The sequence below is a fragment of the Acinetobacter gyllenbergii CIP 110306 = MTCC 11365 genome (assembly GCF_000413855.1).
GTDB lineage: Bacteria > Pseudomonadota > Gammaproteobacteria > Pseudomonadales > Moraxellaceae > Acinetobacter > Acinetobacter gyllenbergii.
In genome coordinates, this window is the sequence record NZ_ATGG01000006.1 from 194,304 (window position 1) to 220,999 (window position 26,696).

Here is a 26,696-nt window from a genome sequence, read left to right on the forward strand (position 1 = left end):
TATGGAAAAATTGTTGCATTGCGGAGCCCATAATGTCTGATGAAATGACACTGGAAGAGCGTAAGGTCGTGTATCGTGCACGCCGTGGTTTAAAAGAAATTGATGTGTATTTTGACCCGTACGTTAAAAACTACTATTTGACTGCCGATGCTGCGGAAAAAGCTTTATTTGCTGAGCTTGTTGATCAAGAAGACCCAGATTTATTGGATTGGTTTATGGAAGTAGGTGAACCACCGCGTATTGAGTTAAAAGAGTTTATTCTCAAACTCAAACATTATGTCCATGGCTAATCTTGTTTTTGAGTTGCAATACAGTCGTTTTGCGTTTGTACTGCAACTCTTGTTGTTTCTCTTCATTGTTGGCTTAGTTTATCCTTTACTCACATTTTGGTGGTGGTTACTGAGTGTCGTGATGATGAGCATCGCGTGGTTATTATTTTTGCAGCAACCACAAATTAAACGTTTTCAATACTTAGATCATCAAGACTATTCATTCGAATTTTCAGATCCGACATTGAAAATTCAGCGTAGGCAGATTGTCAAAATATTGGATCACCAGCTTTATATCGCGCTGTATTTTTCTCATAAAAAGCATAAACCCTGCATTATCTGGTGGGATCAATTGTCACATTCACAATGGAAAAAGCTAAAAGTTCAGGCAAAACTAGGCTGATTGTTTGACAATTCTACAACTGTATAAAATTAATAAAAATATATATTTCAATAGCTTGATGTTTTTTGATTATCATTTTTTTTAAATTGTTAGATTAAATACTCTAAAAAATCGTGAAAATTATGATTGTCAGACAATCTGGCGATCAAGTCAGATTTATTTTCGTTAAAGTACAAACACCAACGTAAAGGGTGGTGGAGGTCCTAAATGGAAATTCCAACATGGTCGTTTCTGGTGATCGCAATCATTTTTGCGATTGTAGTAGGAAGAGCAGGAACTTTACTCAGGGAATTTCTTGAATCACGTCAATCACAAGTTGCAGTGATCAAGAGAAAGAGATTGAAAGTGTCGTCAATATATCACTCTCCCGTGAATATCGATGATGAACGCCAATCTAGTATCTATCAAAAGTAGATACACAAGTGTAGGAGGTCTCTATGGAGATTTCAATGTGGATGTTTCTAGTAATTGCAATCGTTATGGCGATCGTAGTAGGAAGAGCTGGAACATTACTCAAGGATTATTTTCAACAAAACTAAAATATAAAGAGTTTCACGATTTTACCAGTTAATAAGTAGCATGTGCTGAACCGTCGCAATGCTACTTTTTTTTGCCTGAAATTTCTGTTACCCCGCCCAAGTGTCAATTCATTCCTTTGTGATTTGTGTCAAAATGTCCAGGTTGAAATTAGAGCAATTACTCTTTAATTCAGGTTTTGCATCTGATAATGTACAGCTAAAAGGAAAAAACAAATTATTAGAGGGACAGGAAGTATGTCTAAACTCCAGAAAATTGGACAAGGTGTGGCGGTTGCCGTATTGACAACATCAATGCTATCAGGATGTTCATATGTGATTAAAACAGGTGCCAATGTGGCACTTGGTTTTGGTGAAAAGCATATTGTTCCACCGATTTTGTCGATGGATGATGCTGAAATGGTATGTAACTCAGGAAATGCCTTAACCCCTGCCGTGATGTCCACCAAAGATATGGGTGCTGATCCGACTCGTATGGCGGTCTTACTTTATACCGCAGCAGGTGTATGTGCTGAGAACCAAGCCTTGGAAGCTGAATTACGTTATTTACGTGCTTCTAAAGCAGGACAAGTATCTGAAGCGCAAGATGCACGTATTGAACAGAAACGTTGGGCGGCGATTGCGGCTGAACGTCAATATGCGGGCTATCAGCTGTTTGCTAATCGTTGGGAAACTAAATACAAATATAAGTTAGGCGACTCATGCCCAACCATGCGGAATGATCTAGACCAAACCGTTTATCTACTCGGCATGGTTAGTGGTTTGCAAGCTATGACCAACGATATTAATTCAGGTGGTGCGATCAATGTACCGAAGGATATTGCAGGGATCGTTGAGCGTGGTATGGCGTGTTTAGATAATGAAAAATTCTGGGGTGCGCCAATGGCGACCCGCGCTGTGATCTGGACCTTATTACCAGGCGCAGGTGACGGTAAACCTGAACCCTATGCCACCATGAAGCAGTCTATGGCCATTGGTGAGAAGAAAGGTGTCCGTTTAGCACATGCACTCTATGCGGTTGCTGCGCAAGCCAGTGGTGATGATGCCAAACTACGTGACGCGTTCCGTTCATATGCCGCAGCGACTGGGGACGATAAACCTGCAAATCCACAGTTCAGATTGATTGATAAAATGGCCGGCTTAATGGTTCGTGGTATCGCAGACCGTTATTGGACTGAGAACACGGGTGTCAGAGCCAGCGATGAAGGCTTAACCACATTCTGGGATGACAAACAAGAAAGCTCGGCAGAGTTAGACTCATTGTTTGATGGTGGTGGTGACGCTCCAGCACAGGATCAAGCTGCCCCAGCACAAGACCAAGCTACGCCAGCACAAGAAACCCCTGCTGAGTAACCTGAATTAAACGACCTTTTACGGGTGAAACAACTAAACTTGTAAAAGGTTCGTTTTTTAAAGAGGTAAGCGCTAGATGAAAGATCAAATATGGATAAGGAAAATCATTTTGATCGCGATATGTATTTCCATATCGGCTTGTCTACAGGTATTTGCGGATCATTTTATTTATTGGCGACCAACGTTATTCACAGAGTTTTGGCGTATCTGGACTGCACATTGGGTGCATGTGGGATGGATTCATTTTTTACTGAATATGATGGCCTTTGCCTGTTTACCTTTTATTTTTCCGCATGTACGTAACTGGCATTTAGGTGCATTACTATTAATTCTGCCACCATTCATTAGTTTAACTTTTTATTTTTATTTACCTTATATTGATGCCTATGCAGGTCTGTCTGGCGTTTTGCACGGCCTTTATACTGCGGTTGGTGTGGTGTATTTGCAATATAAAAACGAGCGAAAATTTGCAATCTTGGTGTTGGCATTAATTGCTGGAAAATTGATTTGGGAAAATACCTTTGGGCAAACGGGAACAGCCCAGTTAATTGGAAGTCCAGTATTGACCGAGGCGCATTTGATTGGCGCTATTGGTGGTCTACTCTGTGGTTTGAGTTATTTATTGATAAAAAACATAAAAATTAGAACGTCATGATCATTGGATAAACCAGCTTAATAATATTTCAGTGGGTACAACGAGGGATTGGTTATAGTGAGAATAAATGTGTTCTCTATCAACCATGTACATTGAAAATTCAGCATCTTCGGAGGGATGTTGATCACAATAAACTGGAATAGATATGCAACATGATCAACAGAAAAAATCTGGATTAGGTCTACTGAGTTATATTTGGACCGAGTGGATATCAACTTTTGTTATCCTTTTCTTATTACTCATGACATTGATTATTGGCACTGGAGAAATGATCCATGGTCAATTATTACGTATGGGGGAGCGCCTATACGGTGATCCTGCAATTGGAATGCAGTACTCTTTCCTGCGTGCTGAACCAGAAAAACCCACCTGTGACCGGAACCCAAATATTGATGCGCAAGTTCAGGAACAGATGCGGATTAATGCTGCTGATGAATTTGCCAGTATGTTTGGCGTAGCTTCAGAATCGGATGTACGCGCTTCCTTGATGGCAGCACAGCAACAATGTGAAGAAAAATACCAATTTTATGATAAGGCCATGACGCATATCGAGGCTCATCCGAGTGTGCGGACCTATCGTCAGATAGAAACCAGTTTCTTTGGTATCTTTAAATTTGGTACAGAGAACCGTGCTTTATTCTTGGTGATTATGGTGGTGTTTGCGGCAATCAGTGCTACCTTAAAGACCCATCATATTGGTTTACGCAGTCCAGCAACAAAAATTGATTTCCGTATCTATAGTATTGCGATGTTGATCGGGAATGGTTTATTGACCTCATCGGTAATGAGTCAATATCGATCCGTCATGAACTCTGGTGTTCCGATCAGCCCAGAAATGACGCTGATTTATTGGTTATGGATGATTTTATTTGCGGTACTGACCTTGATCAGTCTGTATCAGTTGATCAAGTCTCCAACACCGACACGAGAGGGCGGTAGCGTCGGTTTAGCCTTCCTCAGTGTGCCACTCTATGCCTATATGGCGATTATTACTGGAGTTGCCTTTACTTTCTTTATGGCCTATCCAATGGGACAAGGGATTTATTTAGGTCAGTTGGTCGAGTTTTCGAGTATTTTCTTAAATCTGGCTCTGTTTATTTGGGCGGGGATGCTATTAAAACAGACGCGTATTGTCGATTTATTCCTGAATATCTTACGTCCGTGGAATTTAGCGCCTGAAACATTAACTTGGTTGATCTTAATTGCTGCAGCTTTGCCGACAGCCTACACTGGCGCTTCAGGTATTTTCGTTATTGCAGCGGGTGCAATTATTTATAAAGAGGTTTGGAATGCAGGGGGGCGCCGTCAATTTGCTTTGGCTGCAACGGCACTTTCGGGTTCGCTTGGTGTGGTACTGCGTCCATGTCTATTGATTGTGGTTGTGGCATCCTTAAATAAAGAAGTGACCACTGACCTGCTGTATAAATATGGCATGTACACCTTCTTGTTAACTTCAACTTTATTCTTGGTGATTGCGCTGTTTTTTGCCGAACAGAAATTTAGAATTGCACCGTTCAAAATTGCGTTGCCAAAGTCGTTACGTGCATTTGTACCTGTATCGCCTTATATCGTGATCTTTATTCTGATCTGGTTGTTCTATAAGCATGCTTTGGCCACAGATCTCAATGAATTTACCGCACCTGTAATGATGCCAGTGATTTTATTACTGATGGTGTTGTTTGATAAATTACGTAAAGAACCTGCACCTTTAGCACCTGTTGGACATTGGGATAGTACCTTGAATAATTACACTATTCCGGCAGATGGTTCCCAATCCGCTGCGCCAATCAACCCCGCAGATGATCCACGTAATCCTGTGCGCCGTGTTTCTTTTGGTAAAGCATTACATGCATCGACCAGTGAAACGGTGGGGCATATTGGGGCTTTGGTGATCCTCATGGCACTTTCAGTGAGTGTCGGTGGTTTCCTTGAACAGATCCATATCATGGAAACGTTCCCGCAAGATATTAACAGCACCTATATGGTGATTACGCTGATCGTGCTGTTGATGATTTTTGTGGGGATGATTATGGACCCATTTGGGGCGGTGATTCTCATTACTGCAACCGTTGCGCCAGTGGCTTATCAGTATGGGATTGATCCTGTGCACTTCTGGATGATTGCATTAATTGGCTTTGAGCTGGGTTATGTCACACCACCAGTTGCACTGAACCATTTATTGGCTCGACAGTCGATTGGTGATGCTGAAGTGGCTGAAGCGGATGCCGAAGTGCGTCATCTGTCTTTCTTCTATCGCTATGAGCGCTGGATTTTACCATTACTGGTGATGGTGCCTGCAATTTTGATCATTGCCTATGTTCCTTATACCTTTAAATTGTTTGGCTGGTATAGCTAGCCACGCACTTTAAAGATCAAGATAAGCACCTTTGGGTGCTTATTTTTTGTAGTTGGAGTTATGCAGATAAATTTAGGATGAAAGAACAACGAGAGATGAATTTAGGCCAGATAAGGCTATTATGTGATTAAAATAACATTTTGAGATCGAAATAGTTATGCTATAAATAGACGGAAAAGATGGAGTAGCCTGCTTTAGCGCTAATTTATCTTATGATCGAAGGAGCGGTAAAAAAGACAATTTAGTGCGCTAAATTGTTCATTAAAATAAGGATGAAAATAGAGGGCAGTCGAGAGTACATACAAATTGATAAAAACAACCAACAAAAAAGTGATTGCAGTCATTCTTTTTTCTAAAAGTTTGCTGCAAATTTAAGCGGTTTAAAAAGGGATTGGTGATTCAAAGGGTAAATTCATTTATCTATCAACCATGGACATCGCATGATTCAACATCTTTGGATGGATGTTGATAACAATAAATTGGAATAGACATGCAAAATGATCAAGAGAATAAGACTGGATTAGCCCGGTTAGGCTATATCTGGAATGACTGGATATCAACCTTCATTATTCTTGCTTTGTTGCTAATGACTTTGCTTATTGGTACAGGCGAAATGATTCACGGTCAGATGCTTCGTATGGGGGAGCGTTTATACGGTGATCAAACAACAGGGATGCAATACTCGTTTTTACGTGCTGAACCTGAAAAACCATCTTGTGATCGACATCCAAACATTGATGCACAAGTTCAAGAGCAGATGAAAGCCAATGCTGCCGATGAATTTGCAAGCATGTTTGGTGCAGCTTCTGAAGCTGATGTACGTGCGTCTTTATTGGCAGCACAACAACAGTGTGAAGAAAAATACCAATTCTACGATAAAGCAATGAAGCATTTGGAAGCGCATCCAAGTATTCGTACCTATCGTAAAGTTGAAACCACCTTCTTTGGTATCTTTAAACTCGGTTCTGAAAACCAAACTGTTATTTTGTTGGTGATGGTACTATTCGCTTCAATTACAGCGTCTTTACGTTACCACCACATTGGTTTGCGTGCACCAAAAACCAAAATCGACTTCCGTGTTTATTCGGCGTTAATGGTTGCGGGTAATGCTTTACTCAGCTACTCCGTCATCAGTCAATATCATTCAGTCTTGAATTCTGGGGTTGAGGTTGCAGGTAAAACAGCAGTCTTATATTGGCTGTGGATTACACTGTTTGTGTCTCTGACCATTATCAGTATTTTCCAGTTCATCTTTATTCCAAAAACAGCACAACCGAAAGGTAACTTTGGTCTAGCCTTACTCAGCGTACCGCTGTATGCCTTCATGTCTTTGGTGACAGGGATTGTATTTACCTTCTTCATGGATTATCCAATGGGGCAAGGGATTTACTTGGGTATCTTGGTTGAATTCTCGGGTATTTTCTTAAATCTGGCATTGTTCATCTGGGCAGGTATGTTGCTGACCCAAACCCGTGTCATGGATTTATTCTTAAATATCTTACGTCCATGGAACTTGGCACCTGAGACCTTAACCTGGTTAATCTTGATTGCAGCTGCGATTCCAACAGCCTATACGGGTGCTTCGGGGATTTTCGTTATTGCAGCGGGTGCAATCATCTATAAAGAAGTCTGGAACTCTGGTGCACGTCGTCAATACGCATTAGCTGTATCGGCTATGTCAGGTTCTTTAGGTGTGGTGATTCGTCCATGTTTACTCGTCATCCTGATCTCGATGCTGGACAGCCGTCATGTGACATCGACAGAATTATTTGATCACGGTATCTATGTCTTCTGGTTAACAGCGTTCATCTTCTTGGGTGTTTCTCTGATTCTTGCCGAAGAAAAATTCCGTGTGAACTCACCTAAAATCGCGGTTCCTGGCATGTTACGCGCCTGTGTACCTGTGATTCCTTATGTGATCATTGGTTTTGCTGTGGTGATGTTCTATAAGCTTGCTTTAGATACGTCAATCAACGAATTTACGGCGCCAATGATTTTACCGTTGGTGTTGATTGCAATGATCTTGTTTGACAAGTTGTTTGCATCAAAACTTGCACCTGCGCCAGTAGTGGATGCGAAGCATGAAGCTTTGGTTCGTGAACATGAGAAAAAATCTGAGTTCTTGAAGAGCCATGATCCTCATGGTAGCAAGAGTTTTGGATTTGGTGGAGCACTTCGTTTTGCAACCTCAGAAACAGTGGGGCACATCGGTGCATTAATCCTGTTGATGGCCTTGTCTGCAAGCGTGGGTGGTTTAATCGAACGTGCTGAAGTGGTTGAGTTATTACCGACACACTTGGGCAATATCTATATTTCACTTGCCTTCATTGCGTTGTTACTTGCGATTATTGGGATGACAACCGATCCATTTGGAGCGGTGATTCTGGTTGCTGCAACGGTTGCGCCTGTCGCCTACGAGAATGGTATCCATCCGATCCACTTCTGGATGATCGTATTGGTGGCATTCGAGTTCGGTTATGTCACACCGCCGGTTGCCTTGAACCACTTGCTGACGCGACTCTCCGTCGGGGATGAGGAGGTTTCGGCCGCCGATAAGGAGGCGAAAGAGAAATACACCAGTTTCTACTTCCGTTATGAACGTTGGATTTTACCGATTATTGTATTGTTCTCATCGTTGGTGTTGGTGACGTATGCACCATATATCTTCCAGATGTTTGGTTGGTATAAGCACTAACAGTTGAAACTAAAAAAGCACCTTCGGGTGCTTTTTTAGTTTCTGTATATAGAACAGGAACTGTTATAAGGAGATGAAAACTACTTTAATACATGTGCAATATTTTCCCACCCCATTTTATGCGCTAGGTCTAAGGCAGTCATAGATTGATTATTTTGGGTGGATTGATCTAGCTTGAGTTCGAGTAATGCTTGAATGAATAAGCAATTACCTGCAATCGCTTCACGGTGGAATAGCTGATTACCACTTTCATCTTTTTCATGAAGCATGGTTGGGTTGCTTTGAATAAAGTTTAAAAAACTCTCCAACATTTTTCCGCACATGGGATGCTCAATTAAGTTCTCTGGGTGAGCCTCTTGATCATAGACATATAAGATTTTATTGGGATCACCAAAATTTATTCCCCAAGCATCATCATATTCTTTTCGCTCAGCGTCATTTAATTGCTTACGATATTCTTGAATTGTAAAGCCGCCATAGACTTGATCTTGAGTTAGAAACATCCAGTCCACGATAGCTTCAAAGGGGCATTCTACATTTTCACCTGCCTGCACATTGTTGATATGGTTTGGTTGATTCATCAACTGACCCGAAATAGTCGTTCCATCAAAATCAATTTGGTCGATCCACATATACTCAACTAGAGCTGAGTCGGGCGCATCAATCTGTTCTTGTGTAAATGCACATTTAACATAAGCAAGATCAAAAGCAGGGACGATTCTGCGATATTCCCAATATAACTCCCGCCAAAAGTATTTAAAGGTCTCTTGAGCTTTTTCGAAGGCTAAGATCATTTCAGGGGATTCATTTGCAAAAATAGTATTTGTTATCTTCATCTATTTGAATTTTCTGCATTGTGATTGTTGTGAGTTTATCAAAAAGAGCGACGTATTCTTAACCTTTGAAACGCCATTTCTTATCTCTTTGTGTCAGAGGGCTACATAATAAAATTGCTGAGAGAATAATGCCAAAACCAATCACGCTATATAGATCTGGCACTTCATTCCACAGTAAAAAGCCCCAAAGGCCTGCGAAGATAATCGCAATATAATTGACGGGTGCAATCTGTCCAGCAGGGGCAAGACGGTAGGCATGCGACATAAAAATTTGGCTGACATTGGCCAGTACGCCCGCACCAATCAAAAACAGTAATTCCTGTAAATGATAAGGTCGCCATACCCAAAACATCGGAATCACTGACAACAAAGAGCCAATCAAGCAGAAATAAAACACGATCCGTTCAGGCGGTTCAGTTTGGGTGAGGGCACGCACGGTGACAAAGGCCATCGAGGCTAACAGGCTAGAACTGATCCCGACAATAGAAATCCAGTTTAACAAGCCTTGATCAGGCTTGGCGACACAGAACACCCCAATAAAACCCAAGCCTGCAGCACAGAGCATTGCCGTGGTGATTTTTTCTTTGAGAAATAGCCAAGCAATCAATGGAATAAAAATCGGGGAAGAGTAGGTAAAGACCATCGCATTGGAGAGTTTTAAATGTGCAATCGCGTAGAAAAAGCCATACATGGCCGCCAATCCAACAATACTGCGCCAAGTATGCATCCACAGTTTTTCTGTTTTTACAAAACGGGTTCCTTGCTTGAAGATAAAAGGCAAAAACAGGATCAACCCAACCACATTGCGGAAAAATACAATGGTGTAATTATCAACTGTATGTGAAGCATAACGAATACAAATGCCCATCACGGAGAAAAGCAGCGCAGAAAGGGTAAGGCAACCAATCGCCAGCATCAGGTTGCGATTGGTGGGTTGAGCATCCATAGCGATTCGGGTATTGGAAGATTACGCTTATTTTATGCTGCTGTAAGGATGAAAGGAATGAGGTTCTTCACTCAATCTATGCTTAGGACGCTCAACTCAATGCGTCAGAGAATTGTTTAAGATAATCACTTGGGGTCATGCTGGTTTCACGCTTAAACATGGCACTAAAGGCACTTGGACTGTCATAGCCCAAGTCTAAGGCCACATTTAAAACGGGTTTGTTCAGGGATAAATCAATCATGGCTTGCATCAGTTTGGCTTGACGTACCCAGTGCGAGAAATGCAGTCCAGTTTCTTTTTGAAAATGTCGTGCCAGTGTTTTACTGCTGATATGCAGTTGCTGCGCCGTATCTTCGAGTCCCCAGTCCAAGGCCAAGTTGTCTTTAATCCTTTGGCACAGTTGCAAAAGCTTGGGGCTTTGAGGGTCGGGTAAATTAAAAGCCAAAGCAGGTAATAAGCGCACTTCATCCAGAATGAGTTGCAGCAGTCTTTCATCACGACTTTCAGACTGGATGGCTGTTTTGATCTGCATTGCACTACTCATCAGCTCTCGTAGCAAAGCAGGAATGGCAACAACACGGCATTCTGAATTGAGATAGGTGTGTGCTGAGGTTTCTATAAAAATTCCTCGGGCTTTGACATCTCCACTGCTGAGTAAGGCATGCGGTTTATGCGCAGGAATCCATACGCCACGTCCAGGTGGGGTAATCCAGATCCCTTCATGGGTTTGTACTCGAATCACGCCTGATAGGGTATGAATCAACTGGATTCGATCGTGGCTATGCCAATCTTCAATATGTCCATGCGGATAGTTTTCTGAAAAAGCATAGACTGGATAATCTAAGAATCCATGTTCAAAGTTTTTTCCCATCTTGAAACATATCCTGTATAGATTGTCTTTTTTACGATAGTAATCGTCTTATTGTCGAGAAACAACGAATTGATTATTTTTTAGCATGATCTATCTCGCAATGTATAGGTCTAGCGTATGTTTCAGAAAGCTTATTTTTATCCCTTATTTGCCATTTTGTTCTGGGCGGGCAATGTGGTGGTGTCTAAAATGGCCAGCCATGCCATTTCGCCTGTCGCGATTACGTTCTATCGTCTGGTGTTGGCGCTCGCTGTGATGAGTACCTTTGTGCTGATTCCGGTCTGGAACAATCGACACACCATCAAGCAGTATTGGAAACAGTTGGCATTGGGTGGTTTTCTGTCCGTGTCTCTATTCCAGTTCTTGTCTTATCAGGCAGCATCCACCACCACAGCCACCAATATGGCGATTGTCACCGCACTGATTCCTTTGCTTACGATGATTTTAAGTAGTGCGATGCTGAAAGATCGGCTGAGCTATGGCATGTTGTTTGGCGGTGCTTTATCTTTTTATGGCATCTTGTATTTGCTGAGCCATGGTTCAATTACCGATATCTGGAAGCAAGGCGTACATTTGGGTGATGGTTTGATGCTCATTGCAGCAGCAGGCTATGCCTTATATGGTGTCTTACTGAAACGCTGGAAAATGCCGATCCCTGCTTGGCAATCGAATTTTGTCCAATCCAGTTTTGCCATTGTTTATGTGTTGCCTTTCTTTATTTTTTTACCTGCTTCACAGATGCAACTAAACCAACAGACCATTCCACTGATTGTTTACGCCAGTATTTTTTCTTCGGTATTGTTGTCTTATTTATGGATAGAAGGGGTGAGACATTTAGGGCCGAATCGTAATAGTATTTTTATGAATCTATTACCCTTATTTACGGCGCTGATTGCAGTGGCTTTGCTGGGAGAGCATTTGCAGATGTTTCACTACATTGGTGGGGGCCTGACCTTGATTGGAATTCTGATAGCACAAACTATTCAGAAACCGATTCAATTCAAACCAGCATCAAAGCAAATTTTAGATTAAACAGACCCCTAACAAAAAAGCTTTAACCGAGGTTAAAGCTTTTCTTATTAAGATTTACTCTGGGCAGCAATCTGAGCTTCCAAGAGCTTAATTTGATCTTCTTTTAGCTTGAGCAAAGTATCTACATCGCTATTTTGCTGTTTTAGATCATGTTGCTGGTCTTGCAGTTGTTGATGAATATCATCCAGTTTGGCTATCTCTTCTTTCGCTAGGCTATCATTTGCAGGCAGCGGTGCTTTCACAATCGACTCTTCAACCAACTGAATCGGAGCAGCGACATCACTGCTCGCCGTCGTCACTTCATCTACTGGAGTCGTTGCTTCAGTGGATGCTGGAGCAACGGTTTTTTCAGCAACAGGCTGAGCAGGTACAGAGATTGTGGCTTGCTGATCTTTTTGAGCTAAAAACCATTGCACAGCAAGGAACAGCACCACGACAACACTTATTCCACCAATTATCATCCATAATAATTTGGAATTTTCTGTTTGGTATGTGGACATCATTTTTAACCTTCTAGTCAAAATGACGAGGTTTGAATTGTATCACCCCAATTTCATCTGGCTCAGCAGGTTGCGCCGGTTCCACGTGGGTTGGGCGTTTTTCACTATAAGCACATTCGATACATTCAATCCACTCGTCATCCACAGTGATGATTTTAACGACACGATCTAAGGCCCCGCATTTCGGGCATTTTGCGCCCGCGATGAACTGTCTTTTCATGTCAGTTAATTACACCCTGTGAACAATAATGACGTAGTTTAAGCGGTTTTATCGGTGTTCGTCCAACCTTGATGACGTAATAATGCATCTATTTTTGGTTCTCTTTTTCGGAAATTGCGAAACGCATCAAGCGCTGTATCTTTTCCGCCAACTGCTAGAATAAACTTTCTAAACTCTTTTCCAGTCTCGGTATTAAAAATACCTTCGCTTTCGAAACGATCAAAAGCATCACTGGCTAAAACTTCTGCCCATTTATAAGAGTAGTAACCAGCAGCATAACCACCTGCAAAAATGTGGCTGAAGCTGTGTTGGAAACGGTTATAGGGTACAGCAGGAACCACGGCAAATTTATCGCGAATATCGTCCAGTGTGGCTTGGATTTGCTGGCTGTTTAAGGCCGGTGCTTGACGGTGAATACTCAGGTCAAATAACGCAAATTCAATCTGACGTAAGGTTTGCATGCCTGATTGGAAGAAACGTGCATTCAATAATGCAGATAGCAATTCTTGCGGTAAGGTCTGTTTGGTTTCAGTGTGCTCGCTGAGTACATCTAAACTTTCATTGTCCCAGGCCCAGAATTCCATAAATTGACTTGGTAATTCCACCGCATCCCATGCCACGCCGTGCGTACCTGCAACCGAGATGTTATCTACTTCAGTCAGCATATGATGTAGGCCGTGACCAAACTCATGGAACAAAGTAATCACTTCATCATGAGTCAGTAGCGCAGGTTGATCGCCAATTGGTGGGGTAAAGTTACACACCATATAGCAAATTGGTTTTTGTAGACCTGTGGCCGTTTGTACACGAGAACGGAAACCGCTCATCCATGCACCACCACGTTTGCCGTTACGGGCATATAAATCAAAGTAAAAACCACCGACTACTTGACCTTGGTCTTCAATTTCGAAATAGCGCACATCATTCTGCCACACAGGAGCTTGGCGTTCGATGATCTGAATACCATAAAGACGTTGTACGATCTGGAATAAACCTTGTACCACTTTTGGTGCAGGGAAGTATGGTTTAAGCTCTTCTTGAGAAAGATTGAACTGTTGCTGTTTTAACTTTTCAGAATAGTAGGTCGCATCCCAAGGTTTGAGTTCATCAATACCTTCTTGTTGTGCAATCGCTTTGAGTTCTGCAATTTCAGCCAGTGCTGGGGTACGGGCATGTTCTGCCAGATCAACCAAGAATTTATCTACGGTTTCAACATCAGGTGCCATTTTGCTGGCAAGGGAATATTCAGCGAAGTTGTTGAAACCAAGCAGTTGCGCCATTTCTTGACGTAAGCTCAGGATTTCCTCCATCACTGGGGTATTGTCAAATTCAGTTTTATCAGATTGTTCTGAGGCACGAGTGACATAGGCCTTATACAGCTCTTCTCTCAACTCACGATCTTCAGCATAGGTCATAATCGCAAAATAAGCAGGGAAGTCGAGTGTGGCAACGGCTTGCTCAAGCTCACGCTGTTGTCCGTATTGTTTTAACAGTTCAACACTGCTTTGTGGCAGGCCTTTGAGTTGCGCTTCCGTTAAAGGTTTAAAGTAGGCTTGGGTTGCATCGAGTACATGGTTTGAGAAGTCCGAAGACAGCTGTGATAAACGTGCCGAGATTTCGGCATAACGCTTTTTGGCTTCACCTTGGAGTGCAACGCCCGACAGTTTAAAGTCACGTAACGCCAGTTTAATCGCACTTTGTTGTGCTTCGCTCAGCGTTTGTAAGACTGTACTGTCATGAATCTGTTGATAGGTTTGATACAGCGGCGTATGTTGGCCAAGCTGGGTATAGTACTCACTTAAACTCGGTAACAGGGCCTGATACACTTCACGGGTTTCCGCATTGTTCATCACGGCATTGAGATGCGACAAAATGCCCCATGACTCGCTCATGTTGTTTTCAAGTTGATCCACTTCCGCCAAGGTTGTCAGTTGGGCTTCAGAGCCCTGCGGAACTTCATTGAGTTGATTTAAGAAGTTTTGACCGTTTTGAATGGTCTGTTCAATCTGTTGTTTTAAATCGGCAAGTTGAATTTGATCAAATTGAGGAACGGGAAGTGTCGCTTGTTGGAGTGTCATTGTATTTTTGCCATATTCATCTTTAAACATAGTTATAGATGTAGGGGTTTGAGATGGGGAAATCAAGGTTGATTATACAAATCTCGTTGGATTAATCCATTTCTTCAATTGATGCAAACTGTGCATCAATGTGGACTGGTTCATACATGACCTTGGCAAAATTTTTAGTCACGCATTCTGTTGCAATGATTTCGCCACTTTTATATTTTTCTTTTTTATGTCGCCAGATTTCATTTTGGCGGTAAAAGTTGGCTCCGACCTTAATAAAACGATGCTTTTGTTCAAAGACATGATAAATATAGCCGAGATCATGTGAGCAACGTAATTCACCCTCAAGGCATTTTGAGGAAAACCAAAGGTTGATCTGAAAAGTATATTCTGTTGGATTATAAAACTGATAATCAATATAGTTATAAAAAATAGCAGCACCACTTCCAAAAGGAAGAACTCGCCCTTGATCTGGAAATGGGTCAAAAGAATGCTGTGAGCGCTGTATGACTTGCAATGGGCTATGTAGTACCAACCAATGAATTAAATTCGCAATTTGACAGATTCCTCCCCCAATCCCGCCACGAGCTTGCCCAAAACTAAGCTCCATACCCTCAACATAACCTTGTTGGATAGTTGGTAAACCGACGAGTTGGCAGAAGGAAAAGGTTTCTTGGGGTTTGATCAAAATGGTAGAAATTTTTTCGCTTGCGATTTTTAAATTAATCACTTTATTTTTCTGCCAATGCTGTTCAGTGTCCCCTAGTTTACGAATTAGGACAGATTGGTGTTTCTTTACTCTAAACGTTAAGGGAGTTGAGTCAAAACTTTGAGCGTATTGGCGACGATTTGTTTTCCATTGCACATAACGAAGGCCTCGCCTTATCCAAATCATGATGAAATAGAGGGCAGGGTGATATTGGCTGACTGGTTTTTTAAATAACAGGCGAATGAATTGCATTTTTAAAGGAGAGCAAGTTCATGACTGAACTTGCCCTTACCTGAATTAGTCTTGTTTAGCTTTCGCATTCGACTTTTTCTTTTTCACTTTTTTCTTGGCTTTCTCTTTGCTTTCAGGCTTGGCCGAGGCTTTCTTCGCAGGCTTTTTGCTATAAGAACTTGGTTTGCTCTTATCCTTTTTCTTACGCACAGGTTTTTCGCCATCTTCACTGACTTTAGATTGAGTAGAGGGCTGTTTGCCAAATACTTCTTCAGTTGTTGAAGCACGATGCGAGCTAGAAGGGTTCGCAGTACGAGGTGCTTTCTGGCGAATGACACGACCTAAATGTGTTAATTGCTGAACCAACTGGAAGTCAATTTTACGCTCTTCCAGATTCACGCCTGCCACTTGGATCTTCACCTCATCGCCAAGGCTGAATGACTGTCCACGATTCTGACCAATCAAACTTTGGCTGGCTTGATCATACAGGAAGAAGTCTTCACCGAGCTGGCTGACATGAATCATGCCATCGACATACAGGTCTTTGAGCGTTACGAATAGACCAAATTCTGTCACCGCACTAATGATACCAACAAACTCATCGCCTAAATGTTGTTGCATATAATGGCATTTCAACCAAGTCGTCACGCTGCGTGAAGCTTCGTCGGCACGACGTTCAGTTTGAGAGAAATGCTCGCCCGCATCATCTAAAGCAGCACCAGACAATGGGTAAGGTTTCTTAGCGAGATAGGCTTTAATGGCACGGTGTAACAATAAATCTGGGTAACGACGAATTGGTGAAGTGAAATGCGTATAGGCTTCATAAGCAAGACCGTAATGTCCAGCATTGTTCGCACCATAATAGGCTTGCATCATTGAACGTAACAGCACCGCATGGATACTTGGCGCATCTAAACGATCTTTGGTCGCTTCAATCACCGCTTGATAATCGGCTTGAGTAGGTTGTTCTGGGAATGGCAAACCGAGCAATTTGACAAAATCACGCACTTTTTGAATACGTGAGAATTCAGGTGCCTCATGCACACGATATAACATTGGAATATCATGTTCTAACGAGTATTCAGCTGCGGCAACGTTGGCCAACAACATGCATTCTTCAATGAGTTTATGCGCATCATTACGAGTACGTGGCAAGATTTCTTTGATGCCGCCTAACTCATCAAAGGTCATGTAGGTTTCAATGGTTTCAAATTCCATTGCATGACGTTTGGCGCGCAATTCTTTTAGCGTTTGATACAGTTGGAATAAGGTATTCAGTGATTTATGAATGGTCTTATCTTCAGGGATGGCATGGGTTGCCCCCTCAAAATATTGTCCTACTTGAGTATAGGTCAAACGTGCCTTTGAATGCATCACCGCAGGGTAGAACTCATAGCCTGTGACTTTACCTGCACGTGACAGTTTTAAATCGCAGACCATACACAAGCGATCAACATGTGGATTGAGAGAACACAACCCATTCGACAATGCTTCTGGCAGCATTGGCAAAACAAAGTGTGGGAAATAAACCGATGTGCCACGTTCTTCAGCTTCCTCATTTAAAGGTGAGTCTAAACGAACATAATGGCTTACATCTGCAATCGCAACCACGACACGGTAACCACCGCCTGCGCGTTTTTCTGCGAATACGGCATCGTCAAAGTCTCGCGCATCTTCACCATCAATGGTGACCAATGGCAAGTCCCGTAAATCGACACGGCCTTTAAGATCTTTCGCCGAAGGTTCTTTAAAACTTTCAGCTTCTTTAATGACGGCCTCAGGGAATTCATAAGGTAGACCAAACTCTAAGATGGTCTGTGGAATAATAATCTCGGTATCGGCTTTGTCTGCCATCGATTGAACGATGTGACCTGTCGCCAGCTCTTCGCGGGTCGGATAGTCATCAATCGCAACACGCAGCATATCGCCCACTTTGGCATTGGCGTGTTGAATTAATTCTTTTTCGAGGGTAATCGGTTGATGCTGATTCGGATTGCTCGGCTGAATAAAGTATTCACCTTCATGTTCCGCAACTTTACCTATAATCTGTTTGACGCGACGTTGTACCACCTCAGTAATAAAGCCCCAAGCTTTACCTTTACGGTCTACAGAGGTTTGACGGACTTTAACGCGATCGCCATTAAACACCAGACGTAACTCACGTTCAGGTAACAAGATATCATCCTGACCTGAGATATTGGCTGTACCTAGACCTTTACTATTGATATAGACCGTTGCTTCATGGCTCGGTAAATCGGTTGCAGGCTGGTATTTAAAACCATCCTTCATCAATTGTCCGTCGCGAACCATGGCACTTAAGCGATGATTCAAGGCATCAATACTTTTTTGATCGGGGATATTAAAGTGGTCAACCAGCTCTGCATGAGATTGTGCAGTTTTTAATTGTTCTAGTGTAGTTAGAATAAGAGTTCGGCTAGGAATAGGATTATCGTAACGTTGCGCTTCTGCTTTTGCTTCGGGATCGGCCCAATTTTTAGTCATATCGTTTCATTTCACATCTGGCAGATCGGTTTAGCATAAGTCATCCAAACTCTAACTGCACGTCAAAGATTGCAAGATTCTGTTTATTGTGCCGATCTAAATAAAGGAGATAAGCCTATATTAACAAGCGTAGCGCTAAAAAATGCTGAAAATATGCGGAAATTGATTAAAAAGTATTTGATTGAACTGAAAAAGCAGAAAAAAACAGGAACATCCCTTGTGTAATGCGGTTTTAGTTTGTATTATTGCGCTCGTGTTACGGTGAGATGGGTGAGTGGCTGAAACCACATCCCTGCTAAGGATGCATACGGGTAACTGTATCGAGGGTTCGAATCCCTCTCTCACCGCCACTTTACTTAAAGCGCTCATAGCTCAGCTGGATAGAGCACTTGGCTACGAACTAAGGGGTCGGGAGTTCGAATCTCTCTGAGCGCACCAAGTAAAGATTAATGTAACACACGCCTGAATAGGCACATAAGTAATGCGCTCATAGCTCAGCTGGATAGAGCACTTGGCTACGAACTAAGGGGTCGGGAGTTCGAATCTCTCTGAGCGCACCAACTTAATAGAAGAAACCGCTTAATTGCGGTTTTTTTGTGCCTGAATTTTAGGAGATGTAAATCATTAAGCTTTGATAAAGGGTTGAAATAAAATACAGACCAAGTAAAGCAATCAGCGTAACTTTTATTTTCTTTGAACATATCTTTAATAAAATAGAAATCATAAAAACAATCAATAAACATAGCCAAGCACTAATGAATGTGATGATCCACAGCTTCCAGTTGTGCTTTTGCATTGCAATTGGATCATTGGGTGCTATTTTATTGTAATTTAGATGAATTAAATCTCCTTTTAGATCCAGATAGTCAATGGCTTTGAGTTGATATTCGGGCGGGTTGTTTTGCATCGGTAGGGTTTGATAATAATAGATGGTTTGAATTGCCTGAGTGGGCTGTTTCAGCTCTTGTTGGCATAACTTCATTAATTTGACATCACACTGCAGGATCAAAGCGTTATTGTGGCTCGTCGGAAGGATGAGTGATGCGCCCACTCGTTCACGACGGATGTAAGCTTCGTTGCTCGAGTCGATGTGTTGGCTTGAGACTTGCCATGTGTGGTTTCTGGCAAGATCGGCTTGGTGTAAGGCGGTTTGATGCGCTGAACTAAAAATTAATAAAATGATGAAAGAAAAAAGAAAACAGAGGTAGGCATATTTAAAGTGGTCTGTAATGCTGTCTTCTTCGGTATTGCTTTCGAAAATCGTTCTTTGCATTTGTTTCCTTGTGTTTGAGCTATTTGAACTAGATTTTACCTTTCTGTTTTGTGCTCAAATAAGCGATAAAGATAACCGACCGTCCCGAGTACACCCACCATACGGACTACATGAAATGCGGTTACTATTGGCACGCCAAGCTGTAATACATTGGCGGTTAATGCCATTTCGGCTACACCTCCTGGGGAAAGGCCTAAACCGAGTGTGGGCAAGGGAATATCGGTCCAGAAGCTGATGCCATAGGCGAGCAAGGCGGTCAGTAACAGCGCACCTAGATTACTTAAAGCCACAACAGTTAAATAATGAGGTGCAGTCTTGAAAAAGTCAGGCTTAAATTTATTTCCTAATGACCAACCCAGTAACACTTGGCCTAAATGCAAGATTGGTGTCGGTATTGCCGAGAGGTGAATATCTTGCATTGTCAGTAAAATTGCAACCAATAATGCACCAAAGGTCCAGGGATTGGGAAGTTTGTAGTATTGAAAAATACGACTGGCTACATAAGCTAAAAAGGCTAACAGTACAAGGCCGTAACCATCAACATCACTGTGGCGACTCATGGTGCTATGATCAATACCGTGCCATCCCATAAATTGATAAAAAAAGGGAATGCTGACCACCACCATTAATACCCGTAAGGTATGAGCAGAGGCGACTTTATCGACACGCGCCTGATAGTGTTCGGCTAAATTCGACATCTCATTTGCGCCACCAATAGCCGAAGCAAACCAGGCTGTTTTAAAGTCTACCTTGCCCCAGCGATATAAGATGACAGAACCTACACCACCTAAACCGAGGGCAAACAGAAGACCCAACAATAAGATATGCCATTGGCTTGCAATGAGCTGGATCATTTGCGGGGTAAAGTAGAGGCCGAGGGTGAGCCCTAAAATGGACAGGCCAATATTGCGTGCGCTGTGATGACATTCAATAGGCGCATGATTAATTTTGAGTAAGGCCGTAATAAATAAAGGTCCGAGTAGCCAAGGCAGGGGGAGATGTAACCATTCGGCAAGATGTGCACCGATGAAGGCAATGGCTAGACTCGAAATATATTTGAGGTAGATCATGAGCACAGTCGCTGATAAAGGATGGATAGAACGTGGCTAGAAGCCAATAGCTACGTATGATCGCTATTGGCTGAATGCATGACTATGAGTTCACTTGCTTACGACTGCGTAACCAGCGGATGAGTGGTAAAACAATCATGATCCCCGCAAGAATCCAGAGCGTTTTAGTGATGTAACCGTCAAAGAGAATAGAGAGTTCGCCTTGGGAAATAGAAAGCGCTCGACGTAAACTCGACTCCATGAGTTCGCCAAGTACAAAGCCGAGAATAAGTGCTGAAAGCGGGAAGTTGAGCTTACGTAAAATATAGCCAAACACACCGAGTGCGACCATCAGGATTAGATCGAACATAGTGCTATGAATGGCATAGACACCCACAAAACTCACTGCTGCGATTGCAGGAAGTAAAATAAAATTGGGTACACTGAGCAGCTTGGCAAAGTATCGAACCAGTGAAATATTCATCAACAGCAATAACACACTGGCAATGAAGAGCGAGGCAATCAAGCCCCACACAATCGTTGGCTGTTCGGTAAATAGTTGTGGTCCAGGCGTGATGTTATACAAGGTTAAGGCCCCTAGCATTACCGCGGTTGTGCCAGAACCAGGTACTCCCAAGGTCAGCATTGGAATAAATGAACCACAGGCAGATGCATTATTTGCAGCTTCAGGGGCGGCAATACCACGTAAGTCACCATCACCAAATTTACTGTCTTTGCCTGCAAGTTTACGTTCGCTGGTATATGCCATAGCACTGGCAATGGTTGCGCCAGCGCCAGGTAAAATGCCAACAATGAAGCCCAGAAATGAACTGCGAATGGTTGAGCCGAGGGTGAAACTAAACTCTTTGAGATTAAATAGACTACGCTTGCCTTGACCTAAGGCTTTCTGCCCAATGCTGGTTTTTTCGAGCATGATCAGGATTTCACTGATACTGAAAAAGCCGATCACGATCGTGGTAAATTGAATGCCATCACTGAGACTAACGGAATCAAAAGTAAAGCGGTACACGCCAGTAACAGCATCTACACCAACCGTGGCCAAGAGTAAGCCGATTAAGGCAGAAACAGCTGTTTTAATTGGCTGATCACTGACAAGGCCGCTTAAGCAAGTCAAGGCAAAAACCATTAGTACGAAATATTCTGCTGGACCAAACACGATGGCCCATTTAGCCAATAGAGGAGCAAATAAAATAATACCGAAAATGGCAATCATACTACCAATGAATGAACTCATGGCTGAAAGTGAAAGTGCAATCCCTGCTTTGCCTTGTTTGGCGAGTGGATAGTCATCAATAGTCGACATGATAGCTGCGGCATCTCCAGGCACATTAATCAAAATTGCAGAAATTCGTCCACCAAACTCACAACCTAAATAGACAGCCGCAAGCAGAATTAGTGCACTTTCAGGTGGTAAGCCAAGCGCATAAGCAAAAGGGAGAAGCAAGGCTACGCCGTTAATTGGCCCCAGTCCTGGCAATAAACCCACAATAGTTCCAATAAATGCGCCGATCAGCGCGATCAATAGGTTTTGTGGTGTCAGTGCGACTTGGAAACCATAGATTAAATATTCAAAAACATCCATTTATTCTTCCTTGATTAACTCAAAAATCCGAGTGGTAATGGCACATCTAAGATGTAATCAAATAAACCGTAGAATAGGCCGCCAAAAATAAGGCCAGAGATGGCGGAGGCCTTTGGACTCCCTCCAAACAGCATGCCGACAGTGAAGAACATCAATGCAGTTGCAATTGGAAAGCCTAACCATTCAAAAGTCAGGGCATACATCAGCATCAATAACATCATGACCCCGATTTTCTTTAGTACAGCGACGGTATAGCCGAGATCGATCTGCTCAGTTAGTTTTTGAGGCCTAAAGGTTAGATAAAGACAAGATAAAATTAAAAGTATTAAGAGCAGGACAGGATAGGGTCTCGGACCTAGTGGGTCATAAGCGATTGGGGCAACATAGCTCCAAGCCAAATATAGAAGACCAAGGCTGACGAGGCCTAAAGTCCCTGCAAAAATCCTTTCCACGGACATAAAATATTCCTTTTTGCATTCAGATTTAGGCGTATTTCGATCCGATCTTGTTGCCATAGAAGATGCGTGATCAAAATACTTTTATTGTTTTCAGATTATTTGGTGATGAGATCGAATTCTTTAGATAAGACACGTAATTGATTGGTTTGCTGCATAACAAATTGATCGAGTTCTTCACCTGTCATGGAGAGCGGGAGTAAATCGAATTGCTCTCTGGATTTGGCAAATTTAGGGTCGGCCATCATTTTTTCAAAAGCGGTTTTCCACCATTGATAGGCTTCATCACTGACTTTAGGGCCGACATAGTAACCTCGTACCACTGGCCATTGGATGTCATAGCCTTGTTCTTTTGCGGTCGGGATATCAGCCAGTGCATTGGGTAAGCGTTCAGGTGCAAATACAGCCAGTGCGCGTAATTTTCCAGATTTGACATGTGGAATCACTTCTGCAATTCCAGCACTGACCACTTGGATATGATTACCTAAAACAGAGGTTACCGCTTCACCACCACCTTCTAGTGCAATATAGGTCATCTCTTTAGGGTTAACACCTGCTGCTTTGGCAAGCATCGCTGTCTGCATCCAGTCTTGACCACCGACACTACCGCCAGCACCAAAACTGACAGATTTTGGATCTTTTTTGAGGGATGCAACCAAGTCATTTAAATTCTGATACGGCGATTCTGCATTGACGGCAATGACCCCATAATCTGTTCCAACTACAGCTAACCAGCGAACATCTTTTTCGTTGTATTGTCCGAATTTTCCTTGGGCTAGATTTAGGAGTGAGCCAGTTGAAAAAGCGACAATGGCATTGTTATTGGCAGGATCATTGGCAACAATTTTATTGTATGCAACAGCCCCAACACCACCCGGCATATAAGTGACACGCATAGGAGAGCTTAAGAGCTCAGTTTCCTTAAATGCATTTTGAGTGAGTTTGCAGGTGAGATCAAAACCCCCACCAGGTTTCGCAGGCGCAATGCATTCAGGGCGTTTGGGTTCTCCAGTAACCGTTTTATTCTTTGTACATGCTGTAAGACTTAAGCCTAAAATGATTAAGGTGCTAGAAAAGGTAACTCTTCTTAACATGCTCAGTATGTCTCCATTCATCATTGTTTTAATATGCAAAATGCATATATTTTATCTAAGCGTCATTGCTTGATTATTGGGGTTGATATAAGAAGATTTAAAAATAGCTCTTCTCTATTTTTAATGCATTAAAAGGTGCGTAAAAAGGTTAGCATTATTGCTTGGGTTGTAGAGATTCTTTTTTTAAATATAATTTTTTGAATAATTTATTTTTGAAATAAATATTGTTTTTATTGGTTAAATTAAAATATTTTAATTTCTTATTTATCAATATAGGACGCTGTGTTTGATATTTTAGGTTATTCGTTCTTATTATATTACAAATAATTTTCTGTGGATGTAAAAAGCCTAAAGTTTATGGGCTTTAGACTTGTTGGAGGGATTATATTTTTGTTCTAAAATTTAAATTCTAAACCAGTCCCAATGACAGGTTGCTTATCTTCTAAATCTGCCTGTTTGAAGGTTGCATAAGCTGTGTAGCCATATGCCTTGACTTGTTTGTTAAACAGATAATCAACTCCTGCCATAATTTGTTTAGCATCATAGTTTGCATCGTCATTTTTAAAACGGGTTGAATTCTGGCTATATTGGGCTTTTACATTCCATTTCGAATCGTTTGACAAGCGATACTCAGCACCTACGAGCCAGCCGACCGATTGATCAATATTGGCTGCACCTGCTTGATTACCACTGGCTTCTTCAACTTCTGATGTTTGTATCAATGCTTTTAATGCCATTCCTTCGATGGGTTTAATTAGGCTTGTTAGACGAATCGTATTTGCTGCAGCAAATACACGATTAATATCAATATGAGGATCAGCAGCATTCAAGAAACCACGACCTAGGAAGTTGCTTGGAATCGCTTTGTCGTAGGCAATTCCAGCTAAAAACATTGGACTGGTATAGGTTAGGGAGGTTGACCATGCATCACCTAAACCATTTCCGTCTACAGTAACGCCTCCTTGACTACTGGCAATGCCTTGGGCCTCTCCTGTCGCAAGTAAAACACTGAACGCAAGATTGGCTTCATCACTGACTGTGATTTTGGGTGAATCATAAACCACGGAATTATTGATCCGATTTTCACCTGGCATAATACCTCTCACATCGGCAGTGTTGCGCATATAATTATTAAAACTATCTACTGCACTCGACATTTTTTTTAAAGGAGAATTATTTTTACCCACTTTCAACGTACCAAATTTTTCATCTTTTAAGCCAATATATCGATCTCGATGAGACCAGTCCGTTCCATCTCCATCGGCATTAAATGCCCATTCGATTAAATAGAGTGCACTTAAGCGATTGGTTAATTTTTCCTCACCTTTAATTCCGAGAAATGAACTATTGCTATTCATTTTCCAGGTATCACGGTCAGCAGAATTCGCATTTTTTTCGGGGATATAATCGATACTGGTATCAATCTCACCATAGAATTTAGGTGATGAAAATGCTGAACTGGTTGCCATGCAAAGTATACTGGCGATAAAAAAATTAATTTTCATTGATGTCATCCTAACAAATTAAAAATTATGCGTAATTAATCCCTGTCTCTTTTTACTTGAGGTTTAAGGGGGTAATCGAGCCTAATTTAAAAGGCTCTTGGGGGATTTTATTTAGTTTTTGTGGTTTTTGGTATTTAATTGTCTTATGTTGTTTTGATTAGTATTTTTATAATTTTATAAATATTTAAATCTATGGCTTTAAGTAATTTTTATTTTTAAATTAATAAACATTTTGTGCCGTAATTATAAACATAATGTGTTGGGTTGAAAAAATATAAGTACTAAATTTAACTGAAAAATAGAATTCATAAATGTTTTAAAAATAAAAAGCCGCTGATATCAGCGGCTTTTTGAATCGATCTATTTAGAAATGATTCACGGAACTGAAGAGTTGATCTGTCAGGTTGTTGAGAGGAGCTTGCAGAGACACGAGATCTGTTAAAGAGCCGCCATTTGGATTTGGTTCACCGACTGCAATACCAGAAGTGACTGTGCCTGTGAGCGCATCTAAAATTCCATCTACGCTGCCATGAAGACTGTAATCTCCATTGCCAACACTGACACTGATTAGGTTATTGATACTATCTAGTGAAGCATCGCTGAATAAACTGCTGACATGATCTTGTAAGGTATCCACCGCGATATTGCCATTGCTTATGACAGTTTGTATAGGTTGTGCGATTCCAGCAAGAACATCTCCACTGTTCACACCATTGCTAATGGTTCCAAGAATATCTGTAATCACACTTAGGCCACCTTCGCCGCCACCGATAATACCTGTGATCGCACCAAGAGGGCCACCTTCGCCGCCACCAATTCCACCTGTAATACCGCCAACGATTGTACCTAAAAGACTGCCTTCACCAGTAATAGCACCAAGGGTGCTACCGACATCAGCCAGATCGCCTGCAATATGCTGAACCAGATCTGAAGCGGTTGAACCATTATTAACCAGTGTGCCGACAACACCAGTCAGCGAACCTGCAGCGCCACTGATATCAGCACCTGCTAGGTCAGAAATTGCTTCAAGTGTGCCGTTAACGGTATCACGAGAAGTTTCAAAGGTGAGGGTACCAAGATTAGTCAAATCAGTGATTGGATGCACGTTCGGAAGTACGCTGCTAATTGCACCACCTACCGTAGTAATACCTGTGTTGATAATATCGGTTTTCAGGCTTTCAACACCTTGAAGCACATCAATTCCTGTTTGAATCACACTTGTAACAGGGTTATTGCTCAGAGTAATCCCACCAATGATATCTGTGATTGCACCCAAAGGACCGCCACCGCCAATACCGCCAGTGATTCCACCAATGATACCAGTGATCGCACCAAGCGGACCGCCTTCACCACCGTCGATACCGCCGGTGATGCCACCGATGATGCCAGTAATTGCACCCAGAGGACCGCCTTCGCCGCCACCAATACCACCAGTTACGCCACCGATAATGCCACCCACATCAGTCAGATCGCCAGCAATATGCTGAACCAGACCAGAAGCGGTTGAACCATTATTAATCAGTGTGCCGACAACACC

Annotated in this window: 23 protein-coding genes and 3 tRNA genes; 11 read left to right on the plus strand and 15 right to left on the minus strand. The window is 42.1% G+C overall.

What is annotated here, in order from left to right:
- The first annotated feature begins 32 nt into the window (after nt 1-32).
- The 7 genes from F957_RS17815 to F957_RS17785 all read left to right on the plus strand — a co-directional run bounded on the left by F957_RS17815 (nt 33) and on the right by F957_RS17785 (nt 8,267).
- Nucleotides 33-290 (plus strand): FAD assembly factor SdhE, encoded by a 258-nt coding sequence (locus tag F957_RS17815; RefSeq protein WP_004657712.1) that lies wholly within the window; start codon nt 33-35, stop codon nt 288-290.
- Nucleotides 283-672, plus strand: a complete 390-nt coding sequence (locus F957_RS17810; protein WP_016660140.1) for a protein YgfX — start codon at nt 283-285, stop codon at nt 670-672. The genes F957_RS17815 and F957_RS17810 overlap by 8 nt, the downstream gene beginning before the upstream one ends.
- Before the next feature lie 207 nt (nt 673-879).
- Nucleotides 880-1,086 (plus strand): hypothetical protein, encoded by a 207-nt coding sequence (locus F957_RS17805; protein ID WP_016660141.1) that lies wholly within the window; start codon nt 880-882, stop codon nt 1,084-1,086.
- 359 nt (nt 1,087-1,445) lie between these two features.
- Complete coding sequence (locus tag F957_RS17800) at nt 1,446-2,561, plus strand: hypothetical protein (RefSeq protein ID WP_016542845.1); 1,116 nt, start codon at nt 1,446-1,448, stop codon at nt 2,559-2,561.
- A 76-nt stretch (nt 2,562-2,637) separates the two neighbouring features.
- Nucleotides 2,638-3,216 carry a rhombosortase gene (gene rrtA / locus F957_RS17795; protein WP_016542846.1) on the plus strand — a complete coding sequence of 193 codons (579 nt, stop codon included), beginning with the start codon at nt 2,638-2,640 and terminating at the stop codon, nt 3,214-3,216.
- Between the two features lie 145 nt (nt 3,217-3,361).
- The gene (locus F957_RS17790; protein WP_016542847.1) at nt 3,362-5,572 is read left to right on the plus strand and encodes a TRAP transporter large permease subunit; all 2,211 of its coding nucleotides are present in this window, start codon (nt 3,362-3,364) and stop codon (nt 5,570-5,572) included.
- A gap of 490 nt (nt 5,573-6,062) precedes the next feature.
- Entirely contained in the window at nt 6,063-8,267 is a 2,205-nt protein-coding gene (locus tag F957_RS17785) for a TRAP transporter large permease subunit (RefSeq protein ID WP_016542848.1), read from the plus strand.
- 80 nt (nt 8,268-8,347) lie between these two features.
- On the opposite strand, the gene F957_RS17780 is transcribed toward F957_RS17785, so the two are convergent.
- From F957_RS17780 to F957_RS17770, 3 genes are all read right to left on the minus strand, one after another.
- Entirely contained in the window at nt 8,348-9,103 is a 756-nt protein-coding gene (locus F957_RS17780; RefSeq protein WP_016660142.1) for a YegJ family protein, read from the minus strand.
- Between the two features lie 58 nt (nt 9,104-9,161).
- On the minus strand, nt 9,162-10,049 hold the full coding sequence (locus F957_RS17775; RefSeq protein ID WP_016542850.1) for a DMT family transporter: 888 nt from the start codon (nt 10,047-10,049) through the stop codon (nt 9,162-9,164).
- A gap of 91 nt (nt 10,050-10,140) precedes the next feature.
- Nucleotides 10,141-10,920, minus strand: a complete 780-nt coding sequence (locus tag F957_RS17770; RefSeq protein WP_016542851.1) for an AraC family transcriptional regulator — start codon at nt 10,918-10,920, stop codon at nt 10,141-10,143.
- A 117-nt stretch (nt 10,921-11,037) separates the two neighbouring features.
- Between F957_RS17770 and F957_RS17765 the strand changes: the two genes are divergently transcribed.
- Entirely contained in the window at nt 11,038-11,952 is a 915-nt protein-coding gene (locus F957_RS17765; protein WP_016542852.1) for a DMT family transporter, read from the plus strand.
- A 47-nt stretch (nt 11,953-11,999) separates the two neighbouring features.
- Here the strand turns inward: F957_RS17765 and F957_RS17760 are convergent, their stop codons facing one another.
- The 5 genes from F957_RS17760 to rnr all read right to left on the minus strand — a co-directional run bounded on the left by F957_RS17760 (nt 12,000) and on the right by rnr (nt 18,180).
- Entirely contained in the window at nt 12,000-12,455 is a 456-nt protein-coding gene (locus F957_RS17760; protein WP_016660143.1) for a hypothetical protein, read from the minus strand.
- Nucleotides 12,456-12,465: 10 nt separating this feature from the next.
- Complete coding sequence (locus F957_RS17755) at nt 12,466-12,672, minus strand: YheV family putative metal-binding protein (RefSeq protein WP_016542854.1); 207 nt, start codon at nt 12,670-12,672, stop codon at nt 12,466-12,468.
- A gap of 38 nt (nt 12,673-12,710) precedes the next feature.
- Nucleotides 12,711-14,750 carry a M3 family metallopeptidase gene (locus tag F957_RS17750; protein ID WP_032861146.1) on the minus strand — a complete coding sequence of 680 codons (2,040 nt, stop codon included), beginning with the start codon at nt 14,748-14,750 and terminating at the stop codon, nt 12,711-12,713.
- A gap of 91 nt (nt 14,751-14,841) precedes the next feature.
- Nucleotides 14,842-15,603 carry a VanW family protein gene (locus F957_RS17745; protein WP_228129656.1) on the minus strand — a complete coding sequence of 254 codons (762 nt, stop codon included), beginning with the start codon at nt 15,601-15,603 and terminating at the stop codon, nt 14,842-14,844.
- A 141-nt stretch (nt 15,604-15,744) separates the two neighbouring features.
- Nucleotides 15,745-18,180 (minus strand): ribonuclease R, encoded by a 2,436-nt coding sequence (rnr, locus tag F957_RS17740; RefSeq protein ID WP_016542857.1) that lies wholly within the window; start codon nt 18,178-18,180, stop codon nt 15,745-15,747.
- Between the two features lie 260 nt (nt 18,181-18,440).
- Between rnr and F957_RS17735 the strand changes: the two genes are divergently transcribed.
- The 3 genes from F957_RS17735 to F957_RS17725 all read left to right on the plus strand — a co-directional run bounded on the left by F957_RS17735 (nt 18,441) and on the right by F957_RS17725 (nt 18,740).
- Nucleotides 18,441-18,530: transfer RNA gene (locus F957_RS17735), tRNA-Ser, on the plus strand.
- An 11-nt stretch (nt 18,531-18,541) separates the two neighbouring features.
- Nucleotides 18,542-18,618 (plus strand) — tRNA-Arg (locus F957_RS17730).
- Between the two features lie 45 nt (nt 18,619-18,663).
- Nucleotides 18,664-18,740, plus strand: a tRNA-Arg gene (locus F957_RS17725).
- Between the two features lie 47 nt (nt 18,741-18,787).
- Here F957_RS17725 and F957_RS17720 read toward each other — a convergent pair.
- From F957_RS17720 to F957_RS21580, 7 genes are all read right to left on the minus strand, one after another.
- The gene (locus F957_RS17720) at nt 18,788-19,453 is read right to left on the minus strand and encodes a hypothetical protein (protein ID WP_016542859.1); all 666 of its coding nucleotides are present in this window, start codon (nt 19,451-19,453) and stop codon (nt 18,788-18,790) included.
- Nucleotides 19,454-19,488: 35 nt separating this feature from the next.
- A complete protein-coding gene (locus tag F957_RS17715; RefSeq protein WP_016542860.1) occupies nt 19,489-20,523 on the minus strand; it encodes an AbrB family transcriptional regulator in 1,035 nt (344 codons plus the stop codon).
- An 82-nt stretch (nt 20,524-20,605) separates the two neighbouring features.
- Nucleotides 20,606-22,105 (minus strand): tripartite tricarboxylate transporter permease, encoded by a 1,500-nt coding sequence (locus F957_RS17710; protein WP_016542861.1) that lies wholly within the window; start codon nt 22,103-22,105, stop codon nt 20,606-20,608.
- 14 nt (nt 22,106-22,119) lie between these two features.
- Entirely contained in the window at nt 22,120-22,563 is a 444-nt protein-coding gene (locus F957_RS17705; RefSeq protein WP_016542862.1) for a tripartite tricarboxylate transporter TctB family protein, read from the minus strand.
- Between the two features lie 95 nt (nt 22,564-22,658).
- Nucleotides 22,659-23,654 (minus strand): tripartite tricarboxylate transporter substrate binding protein, encoded by a 996-nt coding sequence (locus tag F957_RS17700; protein WP_016542863.1) that lies wholly within the window; start codon nt 23,652-23,654, stop codon nt 22,659-22,661.
- 395 nt (nt 23,655-24,049) lie between these two features.
- A complete protein-coding gene (locus F957_RS17695; protein WP_016542864.1) occupies nt 24,050-25,159 on the minus strand; it encodes a porin in 1,110 nt (369 codons plus the stop codon).
- Between the two features lie 364 nt (nt 25,160-25,523).
- On the minus strand, nt 25,524-26,696 hold a 1,173-nt coding region (locus F957_RS21580), incomplete at its 5' end, for a hypothetical protein (RefSeq protein WP_016660144.1).

Excerpts from the sequence above, each read along its gene's own strand:
- F957_RS17815 (WP_004657712.1), top strand. The coding sequence starts at position 33 with ATGTCTGATGAAATGACACTGGAAGAGCGTAAGGTCGTGTATCGTGCA.
- F957_RS17810 (WP_016660140.1), top strand. The coding sequence starts at position 283 with ATGGCTAATCTTGTTTTTGAGTTGCAATACAGTCGTTTTGCGTTTGTA.
- F957_RS17805 (WP_016660141.1), top strand. The coding sequence starts at position 880 with ATGGAAATTCCAACATGGTCGTTTCTGGTGATCGCAATCATTTTTGCG.
- F957_RS17800 (WP_016542845.1), top strand. The coding sequence starts at position 1,446 with ATGTCTAAACTCCAGAAAATTGGACAAGGTGTGGCGGTTGCCGTATTG.
- rrtA (WP_016542846.1), top strand. The coding sequence starts at position 2,638 with ATGAAAGATCAAATATGGATAAGGAAAATCATTTTGATCGCGATATGT.
- F957_RS17790 (WP_016542847.1), top strand. The coding sequence starts at position 3,362 with ATGCAACATGATCAACAGAAAAAATCTGGATTAGGTCTACTGAGTTAT.
- F957_RS17785 (WP_016542848.1), top strand. The coding sequence starts at position 6,063 with ATGCAAAATGATCAAGAGAATAAGACTGGATTAGCCCGGTTAGGCTAT.
- F957_RS17780 (WP_016660142.1), bottom strand. The coding sequence starts at position 9,103 with ATGAAGATAACAAATACTATTTTTGCAAATGAATCCCCTGAAATGATC.
- F957_RS17775 (WP_016542850.1), bottom strand. The coding sequence starts at position 10,049 with ATGGATGCTCAACCCACCAATCGCAACCTGATGCTGGCGATTGGTTGC.
- F957_RS17770 (WP_016542851.1), bottom strand. The coding sequence starts at position 10,920 with ATGGGAAAAAACTTTGAACATGGATTCTTAGATTATCCAGTCTATGCT.
- F957_RS17765 (WP_016542852.1), top strand. The coding sequence starts at position 11,038 with ATGTTTCAGAAAGCTTATTTTTATCCCTTATTTGCCATTTTGTTCTGG.
- F957_RS17760 (WP_016660143.1), bottom strand. The coding sequence starts at position 12,455 with ATGATGTCCACATACCAAACAGAAAATTCCAAATTATTATGGATGATA.
- F957_RS17755 (WP_016542854.1), bottom strand. The coding sequence starts at position 12,672 with ATGAAAAGACAGTTCATCGCGGGCGCAAAATGCCCGAAATGCGGGGCC.
- F957_RS17750 (WP_032861146.1), bottom strand. The coding sequence starts at position 14,750 with ATGACACTCCAACAAGCGACACTTCCCGTTCCTCAATTTGATCAAATT.
- rnr (WP_016542857.1), bottom strand. The coding sequence starts at position 18,180 with ATGACTAAAAATTGGGCCGATCCCGAAGCAAAAGCAGAAGCGCAACGT.
- F957_RS17720 (WP_016542859.1), bottom strand. The coding sequence starts at position 19,453 with ATGCAAAGAACGATTTTCGAAAGCAATACCGAAGAAGACAGCATTACA.
- F957_RS17715 (WP_016542860.1), bottom strand. The coding sequence starts at position 20,523 with ATGATCTACCTCAAATATATTTCGAGTCTAGCCATTGCCTTCATCGGT.
- F957_RS17710 (WP_016542861.1), bottom strand. The coding sequence starts at position 22,105 with ATGGATGTTTTTGAATATTTAATCTATGGTTTCCAAGTCGCACTGACA.
- F957_RS17705 (WP_016542862.1), bottom strand. The coding sequence starts at position 22,563 with ATGTCCGTGGAAAGGATTTTTGCAGGGACTTTAGGCCTCGTCAGCCTT.
- F957_RS17700 (WP_016542863.1), bottom strand. The coding sequence starts at position 23,654 with ATGTTAAGAAGAGTTACCTTTTCTAGCACCTTAATCATTTTAGGCTTA.
- F957_RS17695 (WP_016542864.1), bottom strand. The coding sequence starts at position 25,159 with ATGAAAATTAATTTTTTTATCGCCAGTATACTTTGCATGGCAACCAGT.